This is a genomic window from Streptomyces sp. NPDC006510, assembly GCF_040611955.1.
GTDB lineage: Bacteria > Actinomycetota > Actinomycetes > Streptomycetales > Streptomycetaceae > Streptomyces.
Genome location: NZ_JBEXPH010000140.1, coordinates 1 through 22,604 on the forward strand (window position 1 = coordinate 1; position 22,604 = coordinate 22,604).

The window sequence follows — 22,604 nt, forward strand, 5'->3', positions numbered from 1 at the left end:
CCGGCCCGCCCGGTGACCGGCGGCTGAGGCCTCGGCGTCGGGGCCGGTACGCACAGCCGCTCCCCCGGACACGAGTGAAGGCCCCGACCGATGTCGGGGCCTTCACTCGTGCAGGGGTCGCCGAGGTCCGGCCACGGGGAGCCTCAGCCCAGCCAGCAGCGGGTGACGACGGCGTCGTCGACCTCGAAGTTGATCCGTCCGCTCCGGAACTCCATGGTGATGATCGCGCCCGGCGGCAGGGATCTGACGGTGTTCCAGCCACGGCTGCGGGCCCGCCGTTCGGCTACGTCGGCAGCGAGGCCGACGTACTCACCGGGCGCGTCGTCGGGCTGGGCGGGAGGGGTCGGTATGGGTGCCATGCCCCTCACCGTAGGCGGCCACGGGCGGCCGCGGAAGCCGGGGCGCCCGTGGCCACCGGGCATCCCCACGTTCCCCGCCGGTCACACTTGTGTCACAGGATCACGACACGCGTGCCGTATGAATCACGCCACCCGAACAGGCGGCCCGGGACCCGACACACAGTAATCACACAAGCCGGAAAACGATCACCCGGAAGACCCGGAATCGGAGTGGAATATCACTTGCCGAACGAGCCGAATTCCCGCGCCGAATAGCGTGCGTAAATGAGTATGTCGCCAGGAATTCACGCTTCCTTATGGCAGCCTTATCCTTTGGTCACAATATTCACGCCGCGGTACGGGGACGGCCGTCGACTGCCACTGGTATAGCGGGCGACCCCGCCCTGTCCGTATGGCGTTCGCAGGCAGTGCTCAGGTCAGGGCCCTGGACAGCCGGTCCCTGGCCACCCTGATCGCGTCCTTGAGCGCCGGTGGTTCGACGACTTCGAAGTCGAACCCCAACAGCATCACGTGGATGATCAGCACATCGAGGCCGGCTGCCCCGGTGCGCAGCAGACAGCTTTCGGCGTCGACCGCCTCCAGCACCCCGGAGGCGGGCGAGATCCGCTCGGCCGCGCGCTCGATCCCCACCTTCAGCCGGATCACCGCACGCGTCGGGTACACGGCCGTGGAGATGCCCTGCGCGACATAGGCGGCCAGGTCCTCGGCGGGTGCTTCACGGGGGACGAACCTCGGGCCGTGCGGCGGCGTGGGGGTGATCCGGTCCGCCCGGAACGTACGCCACTCCGCGCGGTCCAGGTCCCAGGCGACGAGATACCAGCGGCGCTCGGTGCACACCAGCCGGTGGGGTTCGACGGTCCGCCGCGAGACGGAACCGGAGTGGTCCCGGTACTCGAAGCGCAGCCGCTCACCGTCCCGGCAGGCCCCGGCGAGTTCGGTCAGGACACCCGCGTCGGCGACCGAGGTGCCGGGCCCGCGGAGCAACGGCACGGTGAAGGTGTTCAGCGCGTTCACCCGGCGCCGGAGCCGGTCGGGCAGCACCTGTTCGAGCTTGGTCAGGGCGCGTACGGAGGTCTCGCCGATGCCCTCGACACCGTTGCCCGCCGCGGTGCGCAGGCCGACGGCGACCGCGACGGCCTCCTCGTCGTCCAGGAGCAGTGGCGGCAGCTGGGCACCGGCGCCGAGCTGGTACCCGCCGCCGGTGCCGGGACTGGCGTTGACCGGGTAGCCCAGTTCGCGCAGCTTGTCGACGTCGCGCCGGACGGTCCGCGGGGTGACCCCGAGCCGGTCGGCGAGATCGGCGCCGGACCAGTCGCGGTGTGCCTGGAGCAGTGAGAGCAGACGCAGCAGTCGTGCCGAGGTCTCCAACATGGGGTGAGTCTGCCAGGGGTTGCGGACAGCCTGTGTCCGCAACCCCTGGCACCCGCTCAGGGCGCCGGTTCGATCCGTACGCAGAGGTCGTTGTCGGTGGAGTAGCAGGGGGTGGCCCGGCTGCCCTCCCCGGTGCCGCGGCCCGGGTAGACGAAGATCTTCTTGCGGTCCCAGACGTCGTCGAGGATGCGGGAGATCCGTACGCCGCCGGCCGGCTCGCCGTCCGCCGTCCCGAGGATCAGCCAGAGTGTCCACAGCTGCTGCGCGGTGACGGCCCCGGCGGCCAGCCGGTCCAGGGGGAGCGTGAAGGCGAAGGTGGCTTCCTCCCCGGTGACCGGCACCCGCAGGACCCGGCCGTCGGGGCCGGGCTGTCGCGCCTCGACGCGGGCATCGGTGCCGAGTCCGGTCCCGTACAGCGTGCCCTCGACGGTCATCCCGCTCCCGTCGAAGGTCACCGGTCCGGCCTCGGCGTGCGGTGTGCGGAGCCAGCAGCGCACGGCGAGCCGGCCGTCCAGGGTCGGGTACGGGATACGGACCGCGATCCGCCCGCTCCCCGGTGCGCGGTCGACGAGCAGCCGCAGATCCCTGATTCCGGGCTCGACGGCAACCGCCCCGTCGTCGTCCGCGCCCGGCTCGCGCAGATGGACGTCCCAGCGGCCCTCGGCGAGTTCCACGGCCTGCGGCAGCACCGCGCGCAGCCGCCCGTCGCGCAGCGGGCTCAGCGACAGCCGTACGGTGTTTTCCTCGCGGCCCCTGCCCTTGGCGCCGCGCAGCCGGAGAAGCAGTTCGGGCGCCGCCTCGTCCTCGCGGCGGCCGAGGTCGAGATCGAAGGTGATCCCGCCGTCGGGTCCCGCGGTGCAGTCGGCCCGTGGTGTCCTTCGCCCTGCGGAGACGGTCATGTGGTCTTCCCCTTGCGGATCACGGCGGCTGCCTTGTATCGCAGGGCGTACGCCCCGTCCAGCACGGTGCCCCGGGCGCGGTGCAGCGTGGTGCCCAGCGCACTGTGCGCGCGGTCGCGCGGGCCCCGCGAGGCGAGTTCGGTGAAGAGCCGTTCATGGGCTTCGGCGATCCGCGACGGGTCGAAGCGCTGCGACGCGGCCAGCGCGGCGCGCCCCGCGCGGTGCCGTGCCGCGTCGTCGTCGATCAGGCCGAGCAGGGCGTCGGCCACGGCCGCCGTGTCGCCGACGGGCACCAGCCGTCCGTCGGTGCCGTCGTCGATGATCTCGCGGGGGCCGTGCGGGCAGTCGGTGGCGACGACCGGCAGGCCGCAGCGCATCGCCTCGACGATGGTCATGCCGAAGGACTCGCGGTCCGAAGTGACCGCGGCGATCGACCCCTTGGGCCATTCGGCCTCCAGCGGATTGACCGGTCCCATCAGGAACACATGGTTGTGCAGCCCGAGTTCGCCGATGAGCGCGAGCAGCACCTCTCGTTCGTTCCCGGTGGCGTCACCGCCGCCGTAGATGCGCAATCGCCAGTCCGGGCGGACCGCGACCACGTCGGCGAACGCCCGGACGAGCAGGTCGTACCGCTTGACCTTGTGCAGCCGGCCCGCGGCGATCACCCACTTGCGGTCGCCGTCGGCGGGCGCGACCGTCGGCTCGGGCACACTGTTGGCGATGGCCTCGATCCGTACACCGGGCAGCTTGAGCCCGGTCCGGTAGGCGTGGGCGTCGGCCTCGGTGACGGTGGTGATCGCGTCGAGCAGTGCGTAGCGGTGTCCGATCTCGCGGCGGAGCCGGTAGCTGTGGCTGTCGAGGGTGAGGTGCTCCTGCCCGATCCGGACCGGGCCGCGGCGGGCCTGCCTGCTGATGTGCACATTGAGCCCCGGCCGGGTGCCGACCACGACGTCCGCCTCCAGGGAGCGCAGATGGTCCGCCACCCGTGCGTCGGTCAGCCTGCTGTACTGCCGGTACCTGCTGTCGCCGCGCGGGAACACGGTTGCGGGACGGGCGTATCCGGCGGCGTCGCCGTCGTACGTCGGGCTCTTCTTCCGCAGATCGACGAGATGGCTCATGCGCACCCCTTCGGGGGCGCCCAGCGCGGGAACGTCACGGTGCCGGAAGACCGAAACGATCTCGACGTCATGGTGCCCGGCCAGCTCCCCGGCGAGATTGAACGTCGTGCGGATCGTGCCCCCGACTCCGTAGGCGTTGTGGAGCAGGAAAGAAATGTGCATGAAACGCCATATCTCCCGGTTCGACTGATCAGCGGCCCGCTGCACTTGCCATGACGGTGCGGGCCAGTCGACGGTTCACTCCGAGTAGGGGCGAATTTCGGACAGCCGTAAACTCGCCCACTTTCCCGCTTTATCGACGTATCGATGCACCGCCCCATGGCCGAGTCGACCACATCGCGGCCGGTCGGATCAGCACAAATGGGCCTCAAGCGGTCTCCTGGAGCCGGGGATTCACCCTCTGCGCCGGTTGGTTCGATTACGTTCCCTTTCTCGCGTGACCCCGGCCGCGGCTCGCCCGTTGTCATTTCCATGAGCCGGGAACCGCCCGGCACACGTACCGAGTTCGAGGAGCCACCCGTGCCGCGCATGCTCGATGTCAGCGAGGACGTACGCGCCGAGATCGGCGACGCCGAAGCCGACCGGCTGCTCGTCGGCGACAACGCCCCCGGCAGTTACGACTGCACCTCCTGCCGCACCCCGGGAGACTCCGAGCAGGAACGCACCAGCACGGTGCTCTTCGTCGGCGACGAAACCGCCGTCCTCGCCTTCGCCCACGCGACGTGCATCCCCTCGCAGGTCGTCCAGGTCGCCGAGGAACAGCTGCAGGGCGCCGTACGCAGCATCACCGGCGACAACGGCTCCGGCACCGACGCGGGCCGGCCGCAGGCCCTCCCCACCGAACAGGCCGTCCTCGGGATCACCAGTGGCCTCGTCCTGATCGACGACGAGCTCCACCCGGCCCTCGTCGTCGAGCCGACCGGTGCGATCGCCCGTCCCGGCACGGACGGCAGCCGGGGTGACGAATTCCTCCAGCTGCTGCTGGAGCAGGGCTTCCACCCGGTCCACCGGATGGACCAGGTGCCCCCCGTGCTGCACGGCTGGTCGATCCTGCTCGCCATGGGCCACCTGCACGCCGTGCTCCAGCCGGGCACCGACGGCGGCGCACCGGTCGCCTGGTGGCAGGCGCACGCACCGCTCCAGGTCACCGAGGGCTGGCGGAGCGCGGCCAACAAGTCGCGGACCGTCCTGGTCTTCGCCGCCCCGGCCGGGTCGATCGGTCAGCAGCCCCGCGAGGACCTGCTGCGCGACGCCCTGGACAAGGCCGCGGCCGAAGGGCTCCTGGTCGCCGCCGCGATGCCGCTGGCCGGTACCTGATCATGCCCGCCGACTCCTCGCACCAGCGGCGAACAGCTATTTCTCCGCCGCGCCCGCATCCGACGGGCACCGGGGTCGTTGGCACATACGTGCACTCATACGACTCCTCCCACCAGCGCCCGAGCCCGATCCCTGCCATGCGGCCCTCGCAGGACCCATCGGGCGGTCAGTCCCACACCCCGATCTACGACGCGCTGTACTCGGAGTACCGCCGTTCGTTCCGGGCGCTGCCGGGTGATCGGAGCGGCGAGGAGAATCTGGGCTTCATTGCCTTCGGCACCGGCCTCTTCGGCAGCCGCCTCCCGCTGAGCAGCCACTCCGCCGGATTCTCCACCGGTCTCTCCGTGACCGGCGGGGCCACCGGACACAGCAGCGGCACCGGCACACACACCGGCGGCCTCGGTTCCTGGCAGCGGGTGGGCCGGCACTCCGGGCGCACCCAGCCGGCGGCCCTGCCCCCGGGTTCCCGAGGGGCCTGACCGTACGACGGAGCCCCGGACCGTCTCGCATCCGAGACGACGGTCCGGGGCTCTGTCGTACGCCCTTGCGCGCTACTTGTTGCGGCCGCGCTTCTCCCGGACCCGCACCGAGATGTGGATCGGGGTGCCCTCGAAGCCGAACTCCTCACGCAGCCGGCGCTCGACGAACCGTCGGTAGCCGTGCTCCAGGAAGCCCGAGGCGAACAGCACGAAGCGCGGCGGCTTGGTGCCGGCCTGGGTGCCGAAGAGGATCCGGGGCTGCTTGCCACCGCGGACGGGGTGCGGGTGGGAGGCGACGATCTCACCGAGGAAGGCGTTCAGCCGGCCGGTGGGGACGCGGGTCTCCCAGCTGGCGAGGGCGGTCTCGATCGCCGGAACGAGCTTCTCCATGTGCCGGCCGGTGACGGCCGAGACGTTGACCCGCGGCGCCCACGCGATCTGCGCGAGCTCCGTCTCGATCTCGCGCTCCAGGTAGTAGCGACGCTCCTCGTCGAGGGTGTCCCACTTGTTGTACGCGATCACCAGGGCCCGCCCGGCCTCCACGGCCATGGTGATGATGCGCTGGTCCTGGACACTGATGGACTCGCCCGCGTCGATCAGGACGACGGCGACCTCGGCCTTCTCCACGGCGGCGGCGGTACGCAGCGAGGCGTAGTAGTCCGCGCCTTCCTGGAGGTGGACGCGGCGGCGGATGCCGGCCGTGTCGATGAACTTCCAGGTGATGCCGCCGAGCTCGATCAGCTCGTCGACCGGGTCGCGGGTGGTGCCCGCGAGCTCGTTGACGACGACGCGGTCCTCGTTCGCCACCTTGTTCAGCAGCGAGGACTTGCCGACGTTCGGACGGCCGATGAGCGCGATCCGGCGCGGGCCGCCGATGGCGGTGCCGAAGCGCTGCGCCGGGGCCTCGGGAAGCGCTTCGAGCACGGCGTCGAGCAGGTCGCCGGTGCCGCGGCCGTGCAGCGAGGAGACCGGGTGCGGCTCGCCGAGGCCCAGCGACCACAGCGCGGTGGCGTCCGCCTCGCCGCTCTGTCCGTCGACCTTGTTGGCGCACAGCACGACGGGCTTGCCCGCCCGGCGCAGCAGCTTGACGACGGCTTCGTCGGTGTCGGTCGCGCCGACGGTCGAGTCGACCACGAAGACGACCGCGTCGGACGCCTCGATCGCGTACTCGGCCTGGGCGGCGACGGAGGCGTCGATGCCCAGCACGTCCTGCTCCCAGCCGCCGGTGTCGACGACCTTGAAGCGGCGGCCCGCCCACTCGGCCTCGTAGGTGACACGGTCGCGGGTGACGCCGGGCTTGTCCTCGACGACGGCCTCCCGGCGGCCGATGATCCGGTTCACCAGTGTCGACTTGCCGACGTTGGGGCGGCCCACGACCGCGAGCACGGGCAGCGGTCCGTGACCGGCCTCGTCGATGGCACCCTCGACCTCTTCGAGGTCGAAGCCCTCCTCCGCGGCGAGCTCCATGAACTCCGCGTACTCGGCGTCGCCAAGCGCTCCGTGCTCGTGGTCCGAGCCGTCGGAGTGAATCTGGTCGTTCATGAAGTCCGTTCCTCTTTGCATCATCATCGATGGGCCACGAACACGCGGCCCACTACTCAAGTCTTACCTAGCGCCCGGTGAAACGCCTGGCCTCGTCCAGGTGGGCGGTCAGCCGCGCCTGGATCCGTACCGTCGCCTCGTCCAGCGCCTTGCGGGTGCGCCGGCCGCTCCCGCCCGCCCGTCGCCCGCCACCGCCCTCGTACGAGCTACGCGCCCCCTCTTGCGCCTCGAAGGCGTCGCCGAAGACGACATCGACCCGGCTGCGCAGCGGCGGCAGTGCCGATATCAACCGTCCGCTGCGCTCGGTGCTTCCCAGGACGGCCACGGGCACGATCGGCGCCCCGCTGCGAACCGCGAAGTACGCGAGTCCGGCACGCAGGGAGGCGAAGTCGCCCTCGCCCCTGGTGCCCTCGGGAAAGATCCCGAGCGCCCCGCCGTTCTCCAGCACGCCGAGGGCGTGGGTGATGGCGGTGCGGTCGACGGTCGTGCGGTCCACCTTCAGCTGACCGATTCCGCGCAGGAACGGGTCGAGCGGGCCGACGAACGCCTCTTTCTTGATCAGGAAGTGGACGGGCCGGGGCGCGGTGCCCATCAGCATCGGACCGTCGATGTTGTGCGAGTGGTTCACCGCGAGTATGACGGGTCCGGCGGCGGGGACCCGCCACGCACCGAGGACGCGGGGCTTCCACAGCCCGTACATCAGCCCGATGCCGATCCCGCGCCCGACCGCCGCACCGCGCGGCGAGGGCGAGCCCGTGGCCTGGGTCACTTCGTGGCCCGCTTCTCCTCGACGAGGGTGACGACACACTCGATGACCTGCTGAAGGGTCAGCTCGGTGGTGTCCACCTCGACGGCGTCGTCCGCCTTGGCCAGCGGTGAGGTCTTGCGGCCGGAGTCGGCCGCGTCCCGCTTGATCAGCGCTTCCTTGGTGGCGGCGAGGTCGGAGCCCCTGACCTCTCCGCTGCGCCGGGCGGCGCGTGCCTCCGGGGAGGCGGTGAGGAAGATCTTCAGGTCGGCGTCGGGCAGCACGGTGGTGCCGATGTCCCGGCCCTCGACCACTATGCCCAGCTCGGCCGCGGCGGCGATGCCGCGCTGCAGCTCGGTGATCCGGGTGCGCACCTCGGGGACCGCGCTGACGGCGCTGACCCTGGAGGTGACCTCCTGGGTACGGATCGGGCCCGAGGCGTCCTCGCCGTCGACGGTGATCGTCGGGGCGGCCGGGTCCGTGCCGGAGACGATGACCGGCTTGCCGGCCGCGGTCGCCACCTCGACCGCGTCCTGGACGTCGATGCCATTGTTCAGCATCCACCAGGTGATCGCCCGGTACTGGGCTCCGGTGTCCAGGTAGCTCAGGCCGAGCTGTGCGGCGACGGCCTTGGACGTGCTCGACTTGCCGGTGCCGGAGGGCCCGTCGATGGCGACGATCACTGCGGCCGGGGCCGTACGGGTTTCCACGGTGGTGGACACCTTCCTGGTACACGGGGTGGGCGGGACGGGGCGCGTGCAAACCCGCCCCGCACAAGGTTACCGAGTGTCGGAGCGGGTCTCCGCACCCCTGTGGACAACCGCCTCCCGGTCCCGCCGCGCCGGGCCTACTGGCGTATCGACCAGCCCCGCTCGCGCAGGGCCGCGCTCAGTGCGGGGGCCGCGCTCGGCTCGACCATCAGCTGGACCAGGCCGGCCTGCTGTCCGGTGGCGTGCTCGATGCGCACGTCCTCGACGTTGACCCCGGCCCGTCCGGCGTCGGCGAAGATCCCGGCCAGTTCGCCCGGCCGGTCGCTGATCAGCACGGACACCATCTCGTACGCGGTGGGGGCGGTCCCGTGCTTGCCGGGGACCCTGACCCGGCCCGCGTTGCCGCGGCGCAGGACGTCCTCGATGCCCTCGGTGCCCGCGCGGCGCTCGTCGTCGTCGCCGGACTGCAGGCCGCGCAGCGCCCGTACCGTCTCGTCCAGGTCGGCGGCGACCCCGGCCAGCACGTCGGCGACCGGGCCGGGGTTGGCGGAGAGGATCTCCACCCACATCCGGGGGTCGGAGGCGGCGATCCGGGTGACGTCCCTGATGCCCTGGCCGCAGAGGCGTACGGCGGTCTCGTCGGCCTCCTCCAGGCGGGCGGCGACCATCGACGAGATCAGCTGCGGGGTGTGGGAGACCAGGGCGACGGCCCGGTCGTGCGCGTCGGCGTCCATGACGACCGGGACGGCGCGGCAGAGCGCGACCAGTTCCAGGGCGAGGTTGAGGACCTCGGTGTCGGTGTCGCGGGTCGGGGTGAGGACCCAGGGGCGGCCCTCGAACAGATCCGCGGTGGCGGCGAGGGGGCCCGACCGCTCCTTGCCGGCCATGGGGTGCGTACCGATGTACGGCGTGAGGTCGAGGCCGAGGGCTTCCAGTTCGCGGCGCGGGCCGCCCTTCACGCTGGCGACGTCGAGGTAGCCGCGGGCGATGCCGTCCCGTATGGCGGTGGCCAGCACGGTGGCGACGTGGGCGGGCGGCACGGCGATGATCGCCAGGTCCACACGCTCCTCGGGCGCCTCGTCCGTACCGGCGCCCAGAGCGGCCGCGGTGCGGGCCGACTGGGGATCGTGGTCGACGAGGTGGACCCGGATGCCGCGCCCGGCGAGGGCGAGGGCTGCGGAAGTGCCGACGAGGCCCGTTCCGATGACGACGGCGGTTCTCACTGGGCGATGTCCTTGCGAAGTGCGGCGGTGGCACCGAGGTACACGTGGGCGATCTCGGACTTGGGCAGGTATGTCTCGACGTGCGCGAGGATGCGCACCACACGGGGCATGGCCCCGACGATGTCCAGCTCCTGGGCACAGATCAGCGGTACGTCGACGATACCGAGCCCGCGTGCGGCGGCGGCCGGGAAGTCACTGTGCAGGTCGGGGGTGGCCGTGAACCAGATGCTGATCAGATCGTCCGCGACGAGGCTGTTGCGCTCCAGAACGGCGGTGAGCAGGGCGCTGACCCGCTCGTCCATGTGTCCGGCCTCGTCCTGCTCCAACTGGACGGCTCCGCGGACCGCTCGTACCGCCACGTCGTGCTCCTCGGTTCTTCGTACGTGTCGCGCCTGCTGTCCGCCTGCGTGACCTCTCTGCCCGGCCAGCCTAGAGGGGTGGCGCGGCCGGCGGTCCGGGGTGCTCTGTCCGTGAGACGGGGCGGGCACGCGGTCACGGCCCGCGACCTGCTGCGCCGGCCTCCCGGATGGACGCCCGGGAAGCCGGCGCGGGGCCCGCGGGCCGTTCCGCACGGCCGCTCGGGCCGCTTCCGCTGTCGGAGTTGCTGCTCACGGGCTCTGTCAGAGCTGTTGCTCCCGGACCAGGTCCTCGATCGAGCGACCCTCGGGCACCTCCCCCGTGGGAGTCAATTTGTCGACCGCTGTCGGCAGCGACCGGGCGATCTCGTCGGCCGCCTGTTCCGTGGTGACCCCCGCCTCCCGGGCGACCTTCCGCAGGGTCTCGTCCGGCAGCGCCTCGGTGATCTGGGCGCCGCTGACCGGCTGGTTCGCACCGGTGCCGACCCAGGACTGTGCCTGGTCGACGAGGCCGGACCTGGTGAGCATCCCTATCAGCCCTTCGAGCGCGTTGCCACCACCGCCGCCCGTACCGCCCCGGCCACCGCCGAGCGTGCCCAGCAGCGCGCCGAGGATGCTCCCGGCACCGCCCGGGCCGCTGCTCTGGCCACTGCTCTGGCCGCCGCCCAGCAAGCCGCCGAGCAGGCTGCCGAGATCGTTTCCTGCCATGGTTCCGCCTTTCCGGAGGGGATGATTTATCGACAATGTCGATCAGAACCCGGGCTTCTGCCACTTGAGCGGGGCGCCGGAGGGCTGTCCCCCTCACGTACCCTCGCCGGCATGATCACCCCCGGTCCCGAGGCTCTCGTACGCGACCACACGGTCTACTCCTGCGTGATGGGCTCACGCGCCTTCGGGCTCGCCACGGAGGAGAGCGACACCGACCGGCGCGGCGTGTTCCTCGCGCCGACCCCGCTGTTCTGGCGGTTCGAGAAGCCGCCGACGCATGTCGAGGGCCCGGCGCAGGAACAGTTCTCCTGGGAACTGGAACGCTTCTGCGAGCTGGCGCTGCGCGCCAACCCCAATGTGCTGGAGTGCCTGCACTCGCCCCTGGTGGAACACGTCGACGCCGTGGGCCGTGAACTCCTCTCCCTGCGCGGCGCGTTCCTCTCCCGCCTGGCCCACCGGACGTTCGTCCGCTACGCGTCGGGCCAGCGCAGGAAGCTGGAGGCGGACGTACGGCAGCACGGGGCGCCGCGCTGGAAACACGCCATGCATCTGCTGCGGCTGCTGAGCAGCGGCCGGGACCTGCTGCGCACCGGCGAGCTCACGATCGAGGTGGGCGCGGCCCGGGAGGAGCTGCTGGCGGTGAAGCGGGGCGAGGTGCCGTGGGAGGAGGTCGAACGCCGCATGAACCGCCTCACCGGGGAGAACGACGAGGCGGTGGAGAGCTCCCCGCTCCCCGCCGAGCCGGACCGGGCCCGGGTGGAGGACTTCCTGATCCGCACCCGCCGGGCGTCCGTGTCCTGGCCCGGCGGGAGCTGAAGCGCCCTCGCACCGACGCGCCCTACGACGCCCACCCCGTCAACCGCGCCCGCACCACGAGATCGTGCAGCGCGTCGAACCCGCCGGCCACCTCCGGAAGCCTCGATTCCGCCTGGGCCCCGTCCAGCACCCCGTGCAGCGCCCCGACGTCCCGGGACACCATCGCACCGGCCACTTCCCCCGCTCCCCCGTGCTCCGCCTCGGCCTTCGCCTCGATCAGCTCGGGCAGGTACGCGGGCGCCGCCACCTCCCCGAGGAGGGTCGGCAGATGCGCCCGCACCTCACCGCTGCGCATCAGGTGGATCCCGGTGAGCAGCGCCCGGAACGTGTACAGCAGCGGCTTCAGTTCACCGGTCTTCTGGAAGAGCCGCCACTGGGTGTTGGCGAATCCCCGGTAGTGGTGGGCGTGGTTACGGGTGAGCACGCCCGGCGCCAGGTCCACCAGTTCCGCGTGCTGCCCGCTCGTGTGCACGACCAGCGGGGAGAACAGCTGCTCCAGCACATAGCCGTTCGGCTTCAGCATCAGCCGGACGAACTTCCGCAGGTCGTGCGTGACGAGATCCATCTCGACCCCGTCCCGGTCCCACATCCGCGAGCGCGTCTCCTCCGCCTCGCGCAGTCCCACGAGGTCCTCCGCGGGCAGGAGATGGACCCCCCGAAGGTCCACATCCGAGTCCTTGGAGGGGAACCCGTACAGATGCGCCCCGGAGACCGTGGCGAACAGCAGCGGGTGGCGCTCTTCGGCGAGGACCGGGCCGAGGTCCAGGACCGGCAGCCCGGCCTCCTTGAGGTGCTGAGTGTCCGTACGCATGGGTCAAGAGTCCCAGAGTGCCCCCAGTGACAGCAGATCGCTGCGGTACTCGATCCGCTCCGACCACTCCTTGGGCCAGGCCCCCGCCCCCAGATGCGCCCCGGCGAACGCACCGGTCAGGCAGCCGAGGGAGTCCGAGTCGCCCCGGGTGCAGGCGGCGCGGCGGAGTGCGGTGACGGGTTCCTCAGGGAAGAGGAGGAAGCAGTGCAGGGCCGTGGCCAGGGCCTCCTCGGCGATCCAGCCGTCGCCGGTCGCCTCGCAGGGGTCGGTCTCCGGGGACGGGTCGCGCAGCGCGTCCTGGACGCGGGCGAGGACGGTGAGGCATTCGTCCCAGCCGCGCTGGATGTACAGCTCGGGCGAGGAGTCGCCCGCGTACCGCCAGAGGTCGCCGAGCCAGCGCGTGAGGTACCGGCCGCTGTTCTCGTATGCGTAACTGCGCAACTGCCCGATCAGGCCCATCGGCTCGGCCCCCTGTGCCAGCAGGTGCACCGCACGGGCCGTCAGGTCGGAGGCGGCGAGCGCGGTGGGATGCCCATGGGTGAGGGCGGCCTGCAACTGGGCGGCGCCGGAGCGCTGTTCGTCGCTCAGTCCGGGGACGAGTCCGATCGGCGCGACCCGCATGTTGGCGCCGCAGCCCTTGGAGCCGGTCTGGCTGGCCTCCTGCCAGAGCCGGTCGCTGTCGAGCAGGCGGCAGGCGGTCATGCAGGTGCGGCCGGGGGCACGGTTGTTGTCGGGCGAGTGGTACCAGTCGACGAACTCTTCGCGCACCGGGCGGGCCAGCCGCAGCGGGGTGAGCAGTCCGCGGTCCATGGCGGTGCGGATGCCCCGCCCCAGGGCCAGCGTCATCTGGGTGTCGTCGGTGACGATCGCCGGCTTCGGCAGCCGCATCTGACGCCACGGCCCGCATTTGGCGAGGATCGACGGCACGTTGTTGAACTCGGTCGGGAAGCCCAGTGCGTCGCCGAGCGCGAGCCCGGTCAGCGCGCCGGTGGCGGCCTGCTTGGTGATGGTCCTGGTCACGATCACGTGCTTCTTCCTTCCGGTCTCAGCAGTGGAGGGTGCAGGGCGGTAGCGGCACCCGCCCGGTGGAGCACGGCCGGTTTTCCCCGCCCGCCGGTGCGGCGCGGCGATCCCTCCACGGCCTGGACGAAGCCGGGCGTGGTGAGGACCTTGCGGCGGAAGTTGGGCCGGTCCAGCTCGACGCCCCAGACCGTCTCGTACACCTGCTGGAGTTCTCCCAGGGTGAATTCGGGCGGGCAGAAGGCGGTGGCCAGACAGCTGTATTCGAGCTTGGCGCCGATCCGGTCATGTGCGTCGGCGAGGATGCGGTCGTGGTCGAAGGCGAGCGGGCCGAGCGTTGCGGCATCCCACCACTGGGCTCCGGCCGCGTCGCCGCCGCCGCGCGGTTCGGGCAGGTCGGGTACGAGGGCGGCGTAGGCGACTGAGACGACCCGCATCCTCGGGTCGCGGTCCGGATCGCTGTAGGTGCGAAGCTGTTCCAGGTGGAGGGCGCCGGCGGTGTCCTCCGTCAGTCCGGTCTCCTCGGCGAGTTCCCGGCGGGCGGCGGACTCGGCGGACTCGCGGGGCAGCACGAAGCCGCCGGGCAGCGCCCAGTGCCCCTTGTACGGGTCCTCGCCCCGTTCGACGAGCAGGACGTGCAGCCGGCTGTCGCGGACCGTGAAGACGGCGAGGTCGACGGTGACCGCGAAGGGTTCGAAGGCGTGCGGGTCGTAGCCTGCGGGGGCTTGGGGGCTCATCGGTGCTCCGGCAGGGGTGCGGCGAAGTTCCAGCCGTCGGCGAGCAGGGTGTCGACGGCGGCGACCGCGGTGGCCAGGCGTTCCTGGTGGGTTCCGGTGAGTTCGATGAACTCCCTTCCGGTGCGGGTGAGTTCGTCCCGGAAGCGGTCGGTCATCCAGGGCCGCAGCTCCTCCCCGTCGCGCAGTCCGTCGTCCTCGAAGGCGACGCCCTGGTGGTCGGTGAGCAGCCACAGGTGGTGGGCGACCCGGTCGGCGGTCTCCTCGACGAGCGGGTTGCGTCCGCCGATGTACCGCTCGTGCCAGACGGTGGTGGCGAAGGAGTCGGTGTCGCAGAAGAGCACCGGCGACCCGGCGCGCGCGGCGGCCTCCTCCTTGGCGTTCTGGGTCTCGGCGATCAGCGGGAAGTCGTCGGTGGTGAAGGCGACGTCCTCCCACTGGGCCCCGGGCCACCGGTCGCGCAGGGCGGCCAGTTTCTGTTCGCTGAACTCCCGCCCGTACTCGGCGACGTAACGGGTCTGCGCCCAGACGCCGCCGCGCCTGCGGTAGTGGTCGGTGAGGGCGCGGGCCATCGTCGTGGTGCCGGTGGATTCCGCGCCGAGGACGACGACCCGGCGCGCGAGGGCGGCCCGTACCGGCGGTTCCAGGAAGTCCCAGCAGCCGACCGGGTCCTTGCGGACGGCGGTGCCGGAGACCGGGAAGACAGTGCGGTCGGGGTCGACACAGACGGATTCGGCGCCGAACCGGCGGGCGAGTTCGTCCCCGTACGGCTCCGAAGTGAATACGGCGTCCACCGGCTCGGGCACGGCGCCGGTGAAGACGGCCATGTGCGCGTCCCAGATCACAGGGTCGTGGAGGTCCATGTGGATGTCGTCGACGGCGCCGACGACCCGTACGTCCGGGTGCACCTCCCGCATCCAGGCCACCCGGTCGGCGAGCGGCACGGACTCGACGGAGGCGGCGCAGACCAGGACGGTCAGCCGCTCGCAGCGGTCCTGCGCGGTGCGTACGAGATGGTGGTGGCCGGCGTGCGGCGGGTAGAACTTGCCGAGGACCAGCCCGTGCCCGAAGCGCCTCATGCCGTCGCCTCCGCCAACTGCCGCCGCTGCCCGGCGAGATCACGCTTCCAGTTGCGCAGGCCGATCAGGCAGAGCGTCAGGAAGCCGACGTACAGCAGCGAGGTCGGATAGAGCTCCTTGTACCCGTACAGCGGGATGTACACCACATCGGCGGCGATCCACAGCCACCAGGACTCGACGAGCTTCCGGCACTGCCCGTACGTCGCCGTCAGGGACAGCGCGGTCGTCAGGGCGTCCCAGAAGGGCACGGTCGAGTCGGTGGCGCGGTCGAGCAGGACGGTGAGGGCGACGGTCCCCACCGCACCCGCCGCGAGCAGCCAGGTCCATTCGGTGCGCGTGGTGCGCCGCACCGGCAGGTCCGGTGAGCCCGGCCCACCCCCGTGGGTCCAGGTCCACCAGCCGTACGCGGCAAGGGCGATGAAGACGATCTGGAGGCCGGCGTCGGCGTACAGACCGGCCTGGGCGAACAGCAGGATGAAGAAGAGGTTGTTGGCGATGCCGATCGGCCAGTTGGCGAGGTGCTGGCGGGCCACGAGCCATACGCACAGTGCCCCGCTGCCGAAGCCGAGCACCTCGGTCCAGCTGACCGGGGTGTCGAGCACCGTCACCAGGGGTTGCTGCAGGGGATCGAGGAAATCCGCGATACTCACGCCCGCCTCCTTAATAGTCACCCTGACTATAAAGGTGGGAGGGGCACAGGAAAAGGCCCGCGGCCGGTTCCTGTTCGAAAATCGAAAACAGGAACCGGCCGCGGGCCGTGGAACGGAAGGTGCGGGGCGCTCCTACAGACCGACCTCGCGCATCAGCATGCCCACCTCGGTGTTGGTGAGGCGGCGCAGCCAGCCGGACTTCTGGTCGCCCAGCGGGATCGGGCCGAAGGACGTCCGTACGAGCCGCTCGACCGGGAAGCCGGCCTCGGCCAGCATCCGGCGGACGATGTGCTTGCGGCCCTCGTGGAGGGTCACCTCGACCAGGTAGTTCTTGCCGGTGTTCTCGACGACCCGGAAGTGGTCGGCGCGGGCGTACCCGTCCTCCAGCTGGATTCCGTCCTTGAGCCGCTTGCCCAGGTCGCGCGGGAGCGGTCCCTGGATGGCGGCCAGGTAGGTCTTCTTCACCCCGTACTTGGGGTGGGTCAGGCGGTGGGCCAGCTCGCCGTGGTTGGTGAGCATGATGATGCCCTCGGTCTCGGTGTCCAGCCGGCCGACGTGGAAGAGCCGCGTCTCACGGTTGGTGACGTAGTCACCGAGGCACTGGCGGCCGTCCGGGTCCTCCATCGAGGAGACGACACCGGCAGGCTTGTTCAGCGCGAAGAAGAGGTAGGACTGGGCGGCGACGGTCAGACCGTCGACCTTGATCTCGTCCCTGTTCACATCGACGCGCATGCCCTGCTCGACGACGATCTCGCCGTTGACCTCGACGCGGGCCTGCTCGATCAGTTCCTCGCACGCCCGGCGCGAGCCCATGCCGGCCCGTGCGAGGACCTTCTGCAGCCGCTCGCCCTCCTGCTCGGCACCCGGGTGGGTCTTGGGCGTCCTGATGTCGGGCTTGTTCGCGTACCTGTCCCGGTTGCGCTGCTCGATCTTGGCGTCGAGCTCACGCGGACGGGACGGGGCGCCCTGACGACGCGGACCGCCGCTCCTGCCACCGCCGCCCTGCGCGGGCTTCGGGCCACCCTTGGCGCCGCCGCGGGCCGCCGCGCCGCGTCCCTTGCGGGGGCCGTCGCCGCTCTTCTCCCCGGCGGAGCCCACGTCGTAGCGGCGCTCCTCGGGCCGGGGCCGGCGGGGACGCTGCTCCTGCTTGCCGTCGCGCCCGGCGCCGGCACCGCGGGGATTGCGGCTGCCGCCGCTCTTGCCGCCGCCGCTGCCGCTTCCGCTGTTCCTGCCACTGCTTCGCATCAAAATTCCGTCTTGTCGTCTGCGTGAGTATCCGGGGTGTCCGGTGCGTCCGGATCGAACGACGGCACACCCTCTAGCGTCTCAGCCTCGATCGCGTCCGCCTCGGGGAGGAAGGGCGCGAGCTCCGGGAGCTCATCCAGGCCGCGCAGGCCCATCCGCTCCAGAAAGTAGTTCGTCGTCCTGTACAGGATCGCACCTGTTTCGGGTTCCGCGCCCGCTTCCCCCACCAGCCCCCGCTGCAACAGGGTCCGCATGACCCCGTCACAGTTCACGCCGCGGACGGCGGAGACCCTGGAACGGCTGACCGGCTGGCGGTACGCGACCACCGCGAGGGTCTCCAGCGCCGCCTGGGTCAGCCGGGCCTGCTGACCGTCCAGGACGAAGCCCTCGACGGCCGGTGCGTACTCGGGGCGGGTGTAGAAGCGCCAGCCGCCCGCCACCAGCCGCAGCTCGAAACCGCGCCGCTGCACGGTGTACTCGTCGGCCAGCTCGCGCAGCGCGTCGGCGACGGCCCTGCGGGGCCGCTCCAGCACCTTGGCGAGGTGCTCCTCGGTGGCGGGCTCGTCGACGACCATCAGGACGGCCTCCAGCGCGGGCTTGAGGTCGAGATCCGCGACGGTGGTGCCGGTGGTCTCCTGCTGGCTCATGCCTTCCCATCCTCCTGGACGTCCTGCGTCTCGGTGTCGAACTCGTCCGTGACGACGGGCCCGGCCCCCTCTCCCCCGGCCCAGCGCACCAGGAGCTCCCCGAGCGCCTCGTCCTGGTCGAGCGCGACGGCCTTCTCCCGGTACAGCTCCAGCAGCGCGAGGAACCGGGCGACGACGGTGAGGGTGTCCGGGGCGTCCTCGGTGAGCGTACGGAAGCTGGCCTCCCCCGCCTCGCGCAGCCGCGCCACCACGATCTCGGCCTGTTCCCGCACGCTGACCAGCGGTGCGTGGATGTGGTCGACGTACACCTGCGGCTCGGGCTTCGGCTGCATCGCCTTCACGGCCAGCGCGGCGAATCCCTCCGCCCCGATGCTGATCACGACCTCGGGCAGCAGCTCGGCGTGGTGCGGCTCCAGCCCCACGGTCCGGGGGAATCGCCGCCCCTCCGACGCCAGCCGGTCGCTGAGGATGTCCGCGATGCGTTTGTACGCGCGGTACTGGAGCAGCCGGGCGAAGAGCAGGTCCCGCGCTTCGAGCAGCGCCAGATCCGCCTCGTCCTCCACCTCGGCGGCGGGCAGCAGCCGGGCCGCCTTCAGGTCGAGCAGGGTCGCGGCGACGACCAGGAACTCGGTGGTCTGGTCCAGGTCCCAGTCCGGCCCCATGGCCCGGATGTGCGCCATGAACTCGTCGGTGACCTTCGACAGCGCGACCTCGGTCACATCCAGCTTGTGCTTGGCGATGAGCTGGAGGAGCAGGTCGAACGGCCCCTCGAAGTTCGCCAGCCGGACGGTGAACCGCCCGTCGTCGGCGGGCCCGGGGGGCCCGGCGGCCTCGGCAGGCCCGGCGGCCTCGGCGGGCGGACCGGGCGCGACGGGCACCTCGGGCTCCGCGACGGGCAGCGGCGGGGCCGGTGGCTCCTGACCGGCGATCCCGCCGTCCACCGGCTCCGGCCCGGTCCGGCCGCCCGGACCGCGCCCCAGGGGGCGGCGTGGGGTGCGGGCGGGCTCGTCGGTCGTCGGCATGAAGGTCCAGGGGCAGTGGGATACGGGCGGCGGGCCGTGGCCCGTACGGAAAGGGCCGGACCGCTCGTCCGGCGGCCGCCCACCGGGCAGGCTACCGGCGCCGCACCGGTCAGCGGCCGCGCAGCCGCCGTACGAGGATGCTCGCGTCGCCCCGAGACTCCAGATCCGCGAGCACCACCGCGACCGCCTCACGGACGATCCGCCCGCGGTCGACCGCGAGCCCGTGCTCCCCGCGCAGCACGAGGCGGGCGTGTTCGAGGTCCATCAGTTCCTCGGCCGAGACGTAGACGGTGATCTTCTCGTCGTGGCGCTCGCGGCCGCTGGGCCGCCGGTTCGCCCCGCGCCCGCCTCCGCGCCTGCGCTGCTGCTGCTGAACCGCAGCGGCGGGAACCGCCTCCTGCGTGGACGACGACGTGGCCGGGGGCGCGGTCGTCGGCGCGGGCTGCTGGGGCCGTCGCCCCGCCTGTGCGGCCACCGCGACCCGGTCACCGTCGCCGCGGCTGCGCGACTCCCCCGCGTCGGCATCCGCCGCGGAGTGCTCCTCGCGCGAAGCGCCGTCGGTGGCGGGTGCCGCGTCCGCCCCGGATCCGTCGGCCCCGGCATCGCTCTCGCCGGCCGGACCGGGCACCCGGGCCTCACCGTTCGCCTTGCGCCGCCGGTCCGCGGGGGACGAGGCCTGGAGCCCCATTCCTCCGGTGGTACGGAACAGTTCGTCGGCCCCGGGCAGACTCACTCGGCGTGACACCGGGCGAGCACCTCCCTGGCGAGCTGGCGATAGGCGGCGGCACCGACCGAGTTGGAGGCGTACGTGGTGATGGGCTCACCGGCGACCGTGGTCTCCGGGAAGCGCACGGTGCGCCCGATGACCGTGTGGTAGACGTGATCGTCGAATGCCTCGACGACGCGCGCGAGGACCTCACGGCTGTGCACCGTACGGGAGTCGTACATGGTGGCGAGGATGCCGTCGAGCTCCAGATCGGGGTTGAGGCGCTCCTGGACCTTCTCGATGGTCTCGGTGAGCAACGCCACACCACGCAGCGCGAAGAACTCGCACTCGAGCGGCACTATGACCTTGTGTGCGGCCGTCAGGGCGTTCACGGTGAGCAGGCCCAGCGAGGGCTGACAGTCGATCACGATGTAGTCGTAGTCGGCCATCAGCGGCTTCAGGGCGCGCTGCAGCGTGGACTCCCGGGCCACCTCGCTCACCAGCTGCACCTCGGCAGCCGACAGGTCGATGTTGCTGGGCAGCAGGTCCATGTTCGGGACCGCGGTCTTCAGCAGGACCTCATCGGCCGACATGCCCCGCTCCATGAGCAGGTTGTAGACCGTGAGGTCGAGCTCCATCGGGTTGACGCCGAGCCCGACCGACAGGGCTCCCTGCGGGTCGAAGTCGACGAGCAGGACGCGTCGCCCGTACTCCGCGAGCGCGGCACCCAGGTTGATGGTCGACGTGGTCTTGCCGACGCCGCCCTTCTGGTTGCACATCGCGATGATCTTCGCCGGACCGTGATCGGTCAGCGGGCCCGGGATCGGGAAGTAGGGCAGGGGCCGGCCGGTCGGGCCGATCCGCTCGCGGCGCTGGCGGGCAGCGTCGGGCGCGAGGGTGGCCGCGTACTCCGGGTCGGGCTCGTACTCGGCGTCGGGGTCGTAGAAGTGCCCCTGGGGCACCTCGTCGAAGTCGGCGAAGTGGGCGGTCTCCCGGCCACTCTCGTTGCCGGCCATGGCGTTCACGTGTAGGCCGTCCATCATCTGGGGGGCTGTCGTCATGTGCTGTTGGGTGGCGAAGGTGCGGACAGCGACGGAGCCGACAGCCTCCAGCCCGTTCGGGCTCTGGCCCCGTGCAGGCATCCCTGGATGAACACCCCCGGGAGTAAATGTCGACTCATTCACAAGTCGTCTTACCTCCTTGGACGTGACCAGGAAACTTATCGATAGGTCAGCGTGGCACCATGCCGACGATTGGCGACTCTATGGCGTGTCACCGCTCCGCAGCAACACAATCCGCCGGACCCGGCCCGATGTGTCGGCAATCGAACACGCCCCTGTCAAGGGCACGCAGCCACCGGGGCACAGTTTTAACGGGTGTACGAACCGGTTGAAGGGTTACGTTCGAGACGAGTTGAACGGGACTTCCGAAGGGGCCCGGCATGCGTACGGCCGGACCTTGCTCGGCAAGGTCCGGCCGTACGCGTGAGGTTGACGGAAGGCGTTGACCCGTCAGCCGAGAAGCGAGCTCAGCTCGACGTGCTCCAGGCCGTGGGCTTCGGCCACCTCGCGGTAAACAACCTTCCCGTCATGGGTGTTGAGACCCTTGGCGAGCGCGGCGTCACGGCGCAGCGCCTCGACCCAGCCGCGGTTGGCGAGCTCCAGGATGTACGGCAGCGTGGCGTTGGTGAGGGCGTACGTCGAGGTGTTCGGAACCGCGCCCGGCATGTTCGCGACGCAGTAGAACACCGAGTTGTGGACCATGAAGGTCGGCTCGGCGTGCGTCGTCGGGTGCGAGTCCTCGAAGCAGCCGCCCTGATCGATCGCGATGTCGACAAGTACACTTCCGGGCTTCATCTTGGCGACGAGCTCGTTGGTGACCAGCTTCGGCGCCTTCGCGCCGGGGATCAGCACGGCGCCCACGACGAGGTCGGCCTCGATGACGGCCTTCTCCAGCTCGAAGGAGTTGGAGACGACGGTCTTCACCTTGGTGCCGAAGACCTTGTCGGCCTCGCGGAGCTTGTTGATGTCCTTGTCGAGCAGCGTGACGTGGAAACCGAGACCGACGGCGATCTGCGTGGCGTTCCAGCCGGAGACGCCGCCGCCGATGACAACCGCCTCGGCGGGCGCCGTGCCCGGGACGCCGCCCGGCAGCACGCCGCGGCCGCCGACCGAGCGCATCAGGTGGTAGGCGCCGACCTGCGGGGCCAGCCGGCCCGCGACCTCGGACATCGGGGCGAGCAGCGGGAGCGCGCGGTTCGCGGTCTCGACCGTCTCGTACGCGATGGCCGTGGTGCCCGACTCGACCAGCGCGTCGGTGCACTCGCGGGAGGCGGCGAGGTGCAGGTAGGTGAAGAGCGTCTGGTCCTTGCGGAGGCGGTGGTACTCCTCGGCGACCGGCTCCTTGACCTTGAGCAGCAGGTCGGCGGTGGCCCAGACCTCGTCGGCGGTGGGGAGGATCTGTGCCCCGGCGGCGACGTACTCCTCGTCCGTGATGGAGGAGCCGGCACCGGCGTTCTCCTCGATGACGACCTGGTGGCCGTGGCGGACGAGCTCGTTCACACCGGCAGGCGTGATCGCCACGCGGAACTCGTTGTTCTTGACTTCGCGGGGGATGCCGACCTTCACGTCGATCACGGTCCTTGGCTCAGAGGGTTACCCGGACATAGCTACACATACCCGGATAGACACTACGTAAATGGAGACACCGCGAACACACGCGGCAGAGCCATTCTAATGAAGGGGTTCGCGCTGTCTAGCCTTACAAAGCATTAATTTTCTGTCGCCGTACTACGGATTTCGCAGGCCGCACCCTCCTGGTTCAGCAATCTGTCGGCCACACCCCGATGCAGCCCGGCCGCGGCCGGGTCACCGAGCCTGTCGAGCGTGTCGGCCAGCCGGAGCTCCAGCGCCGCCTGAAGCCGCACGTCCCCGGCCCGCCTGGCCCACTCGACGGCCTCCTGGCAGGTGTGCAGGGACTCGTGCGGCCGGCCCGCGTACTCCTGCACCCGCGCCGCCTCGCTGAGCGCCCGCGCCCGGGCCGGCACG

24 protein-coding genes and 1 pseudogene are annotated in these 22,604 nt (G+C 71.1%); 3 read left to right on the forward strand and 22 right to left on the reverse strand.

Going from position 1 to position 22,604, the window contains the following annotated elements; all coding sequences use genetic code 11:
• Window positions 1-143: 143 nt before the first annotated feature.
• The 4 genes from ABZY11_RS31455 to ABZY11_RS31470 form a co-directional block, all read right to left on the reverse strand.
• Window positions 144-359, reverse strand: coding sequence for an I78 family peptidase inhibitor (locus tag ABZY11_RS31455; protein ID WP_356482403.1), 216 nt, complete (start codon window positions 357-359; stop codon window positions 144-146).
• Between the two features lie 411 nt (window positions 360-770).
• Window positions 771-1,730, reverse strand: a complete 960-nt coding sequence (locus ABZY11_RS31460; protein WP_356482404.1) for a YafY family protein — start codon at window positions 1,728-1,730, stop codon at window positions 771-773.
• Window positions 1,731-1,786: 56 nt separating this feature from the next.
• On the reverse strand, window positions 1,787-2,629 hold the full coding sequence (locus ABZY11_RS31465; RefSeq protein WP_356482405.1) for a transferase: 843 nt from the start codon (window positions 2,627-2,629) through the stop codon (window positions 1,787-1,789).
• Window positions 2,626-3,909, reverse strand: coding sequence for a glycosyltransferase (locus ABZY11_RS31470; protein ID WP_356482406.1), 1,284 nt, complete (start codon window positions 3,907-3,909; stop codon window positions 2,626-2,628). The genes ABZY11_RS31465 and ABZY11_RS31470 overlap by 4 nt, the downstream gene beginning before the upstream one ends.
• 357 nt (window positions 3,910-4,266) lie before the next feature.
• Between ABZY11_RS31470 and ABZY11_RS31475 the strand changes: the two genes are divergently transcribed.
• Both ABZY11_RS31475 and ABZY11_RS31480 read left to right on the forward strand, forming a co-directional pair.
• On the forward strand, window positions 4,267-5,064 hold the full coding sequence (locus ABZY11_RS31475) for a hypothetical protein (protein WP_356482407.1): 798 nt from the start codon (window positions 4,267-4,269) through the stop codon (window positions 5,062-5,064).
• 137 nt (window positions 5,065-5,201) lie between these two features.
• Entirely contained in the window at window positions 5,202-5,543 is a 342-nt protein-coding gene (locus tag ABZY11_RS31480) for a hypothetical protein (protein ID WP_356482408.1), read from the forward strand.
• A 72-nt stretch (window positions 5,544-5,615) separates the two neighbouring features.
• Here ABZY11_RS31480 and der read toward each other — a convergent pair whose 3' ends face one another.
• The 6 genes from der to ABZY11_RS31510 all read right to left on the reverse strand — a co-directional run bounded on the left by der (window position 5,616) and on the right by ABZY11_RS31510 (window position 10,827).
• Window positions 5,616-7,085 carry a ribosome biogenesis GTPase Der gene (der, locus tag ABZY11_RS31485; RefSeq protein WP_266421313.1) on the reverse strand — a complete coding sequence of 490 codons (1,470 nt, stop codon included), beginning with the start codon at window positions 7,083-7,085 and terminating at the stop codon, window positions 5,616-5,618.
• A 67-nt stretch (window positions 7,086-7,152) separates the two neighbouring features.
• Window positions 7,153-7,854: a lysophospholipid acyltransferase family protein gene (locus tag ABZY11_RS31490; protein WP_356482409.1), complete on the reverse strand. Its 702-nt coding sequence runs from the start codon at window positions 7,852-7,854 to the stop codon at window positions 7,153-7,155.
• Entirely contained in the window at window positions 7,851-8,552 is a 702-nt protein-coding gene (gene cmk, locus ABZY11_RS31495) for a (d)CMP kinase (protein WP_356482410.1), read from the reverse strand. Before cmk ends, ABZY11_RS31490 begins: the two co-directional genes overlap by 4 nt.
• Window positions 8,553-8,677: 125 nt before the next feature.
• Window positions 8,678-9,763 carry a prephenate dehydrogenase gene (locus ABZY11_RS31500; RefSeq protein WP_356482411.1) on the reverse strand — a complete coding sequence of 362 codons (1,086 nt, stop codon included), beginning with the start codon at window positions 9,761-9,763 and terminating at the stop codon, window positions 8,678-8,680.
• Window positions 9,760-10,122: a chorismate mutase gene (gene aroH / locus ABZY11_RS31505; protein ID WP_356482412.1), complete on the reverse strand. Its 363-nt coding sequence runs from the start codon at window positions 10,120-10,122 to the stop codon at window positions 9,760-9,762. The genes ABZY11_RS31500 and aroH overlap by 4 nt, the downstream gene beginning before the upstream one ends.
• Before the next feature lie 261 nt (window positions 10,123-10,383).
• Entirely contained in the window at window positions 10,384-10,827 is a 444-nt protein-coding gene (locus ABZY11_RS31510; protein ID WP_356482413.1) for a YidB family protein, read from the reverse strand.
• A 111-nt stretch (window positions 10,828-10,938) separates the two neighbouring features.
• Here ABZY11_RS31510 and ABZY11_RS31515 point away from each other — a divergent pair, with 111 nt between their 5' ends.
• The gene (locus tag ABZY11_RS31515) at window positions 10,939-11,643 is read left to right on the forward strand and encodes a nucleotidyltransferase domain-containing protein (protein ID WP_356482414.1); all 705 of its coding nucleotides are present in this window, start codon (window positions 10,939-10,941) and stop codon (window positions 11,641-11,643) included.
• A gap of 22 nt (window positions 11,644-11,665) precedes the next feature.
• On the opposite strand, the gene ABZY11_RS31520 is transcribed toward ABZY11_RS31515, so the two are convergent.
• The 12 genes and pseudogenes from ABZY11_RS31520 to ABZY11_RS31575 all read right to left on the reverse strand — a co-directional run.
• Complete coding sequence (locus tag ABZY11_RS31520) at window positions 11,666-12,454, reverse strand: nucleotidyltransferase domain-containing protein (protein WP_356482415.1); 789 nt, start codon at window positions 12,452-12,454, stop codon at window positions 11,666-11,668.
• Window positions 12,455-12,457: 3 nt separating this feature from the next.
• Window positions 12,458-13,480 carry an ADP-ribosylglycohydrolase family protein gene (locus ABZY11_RS31525; RefSeq protein ID WP_356482416.1) on the reverse strand — a complete coding sequence of 341 codons (1,023 nt, stop codon included), beginning with the start codon at window positions 13,478-13,480 and terminating at the stop codon, window positions 12,458-12,460.
• Window positions 13,477-14,211 carry an NUDIX domain-containing protein gene (locus ABZY11_RS31530; RefSeq protein ID WP_356482417.1) on the reverse strand — a complete coding sequence of 245 codons (735 nt, stop codon included), beginning with the start codon at window positions 14,209-14,211 and terminating at the stop codon, window positions 13,477-13,479. Before ABZY11_RS31530 ends, ABZY11_RS31525 begins: the two co-directional genes overlap by 4 nt.
• A complete protein-coding gene (locus ABZY11_RS31535; RefSeq protein WP_356482418.1) occupies window positions 14,208-15,287 on the reverse strand; it encodes an AAA family ATPase in 1,080 nt (359 codons plus the stop codon). Before ABZY11_RS31535 ends, ABZY11_RS31530 begins: the two co-directional genes overlap by 4 nt.
• Window positions 15,284-15,937: a nicotinamide riboside transporter PnuC gene (gene pnuC, locus ABZY11_RS31540; RefSeq protein ID WP_356482419.1), complete on the reverse strand. Its 654-nt coding sequence runs from the start codon at window positions 15,935-15,937 to the stop codon at window positions 15,284-15,286. Before pnuC ends, ABZY11_RS31535 begins: the two co-directional genes overlap by 4 nt.
• A gap of 132 nt (window positions 15,938-16,069) precedes the next feature.
• A complete protein-coding gene (locus ABZY11_RS31545) occupies window positions 16,070-17,182 on the reverse strand; it encodes a pseudouridine synthase (protein ID WP_356482420.1) in 1,113 nt (370 codons plus the stop codon).
• Window positions 17,182-17,829, reverse strand: coding sequence for an SMC-Scp complex subunit ScpB (gene scpB, locus ABZY11_RS31550; protein WP_356482421.1), 648 nt, complete (start codon window positions 17,827-17,829; stop codon window positions 17,182-17,184). The genes ABZY11_RS31545 and scpB overlap by 1 nt, the downstream gene beginning before the upstream one ends.
• A complete protein-coding gene (locus ABZY11_RS31555) occupies window positions 17,826-18,851 on the reverse strand; it encodes a segregation/condensation protein A (protein WP_356482422.1) in 1,026 nt (341 codons plus the stop codon). Before ABZY11_RS31555 ends, scpB begins: the two co-directional genes overlap by 4 nt.
• Window positions 18,852-18,960: 109 nt before the next feature.
• On the reverse strand, window positions 18,961-19,584 hold the full coding sequence (locus ABZY11_RS31560) for a hypothetical protein (protein WP_356482423.1): 624 nt from the start codon (window positions 19,582-19,584) through the stop codon (window positions 18,961-18,963).
• A complete protein-coding gene (locus ABZY11_RS31565) occupies window positions 19,581-20,699 on the reverse strand; it encodes a ParA family protein (protein ID WP_266736277.1) in 1,119 nt (372 codons plus the stop codon). Before ABZY11_RS31565 ends, ABZY11_RS31560 begins: the two co-directional genes overlap by 4 nt.
• A 369-nt stretch (window positions 20,700-21,068) precedes the next feature.
• The gene (gene ald, locus ABZY11_RS31570; RefSeq protein ID WP_356482424.1) at window positions 21,069-22,184 is read right to left on the reverse strand and encodes an alanine dehydrogenase; all 1,116 of its coding nucleotides are present in this window, start codon (window positions 22,182-22,184) and stop codon (window positions 21,069-21,071) included.
• 143 nt (window positions 22,185-22,327) lie between these two features.
• Window positions 22,328-22,604 (reverse strand): annotated as a pseudogene (locus ABZY11_RS31575) (hypothetical protein); the annotation flags it as partial.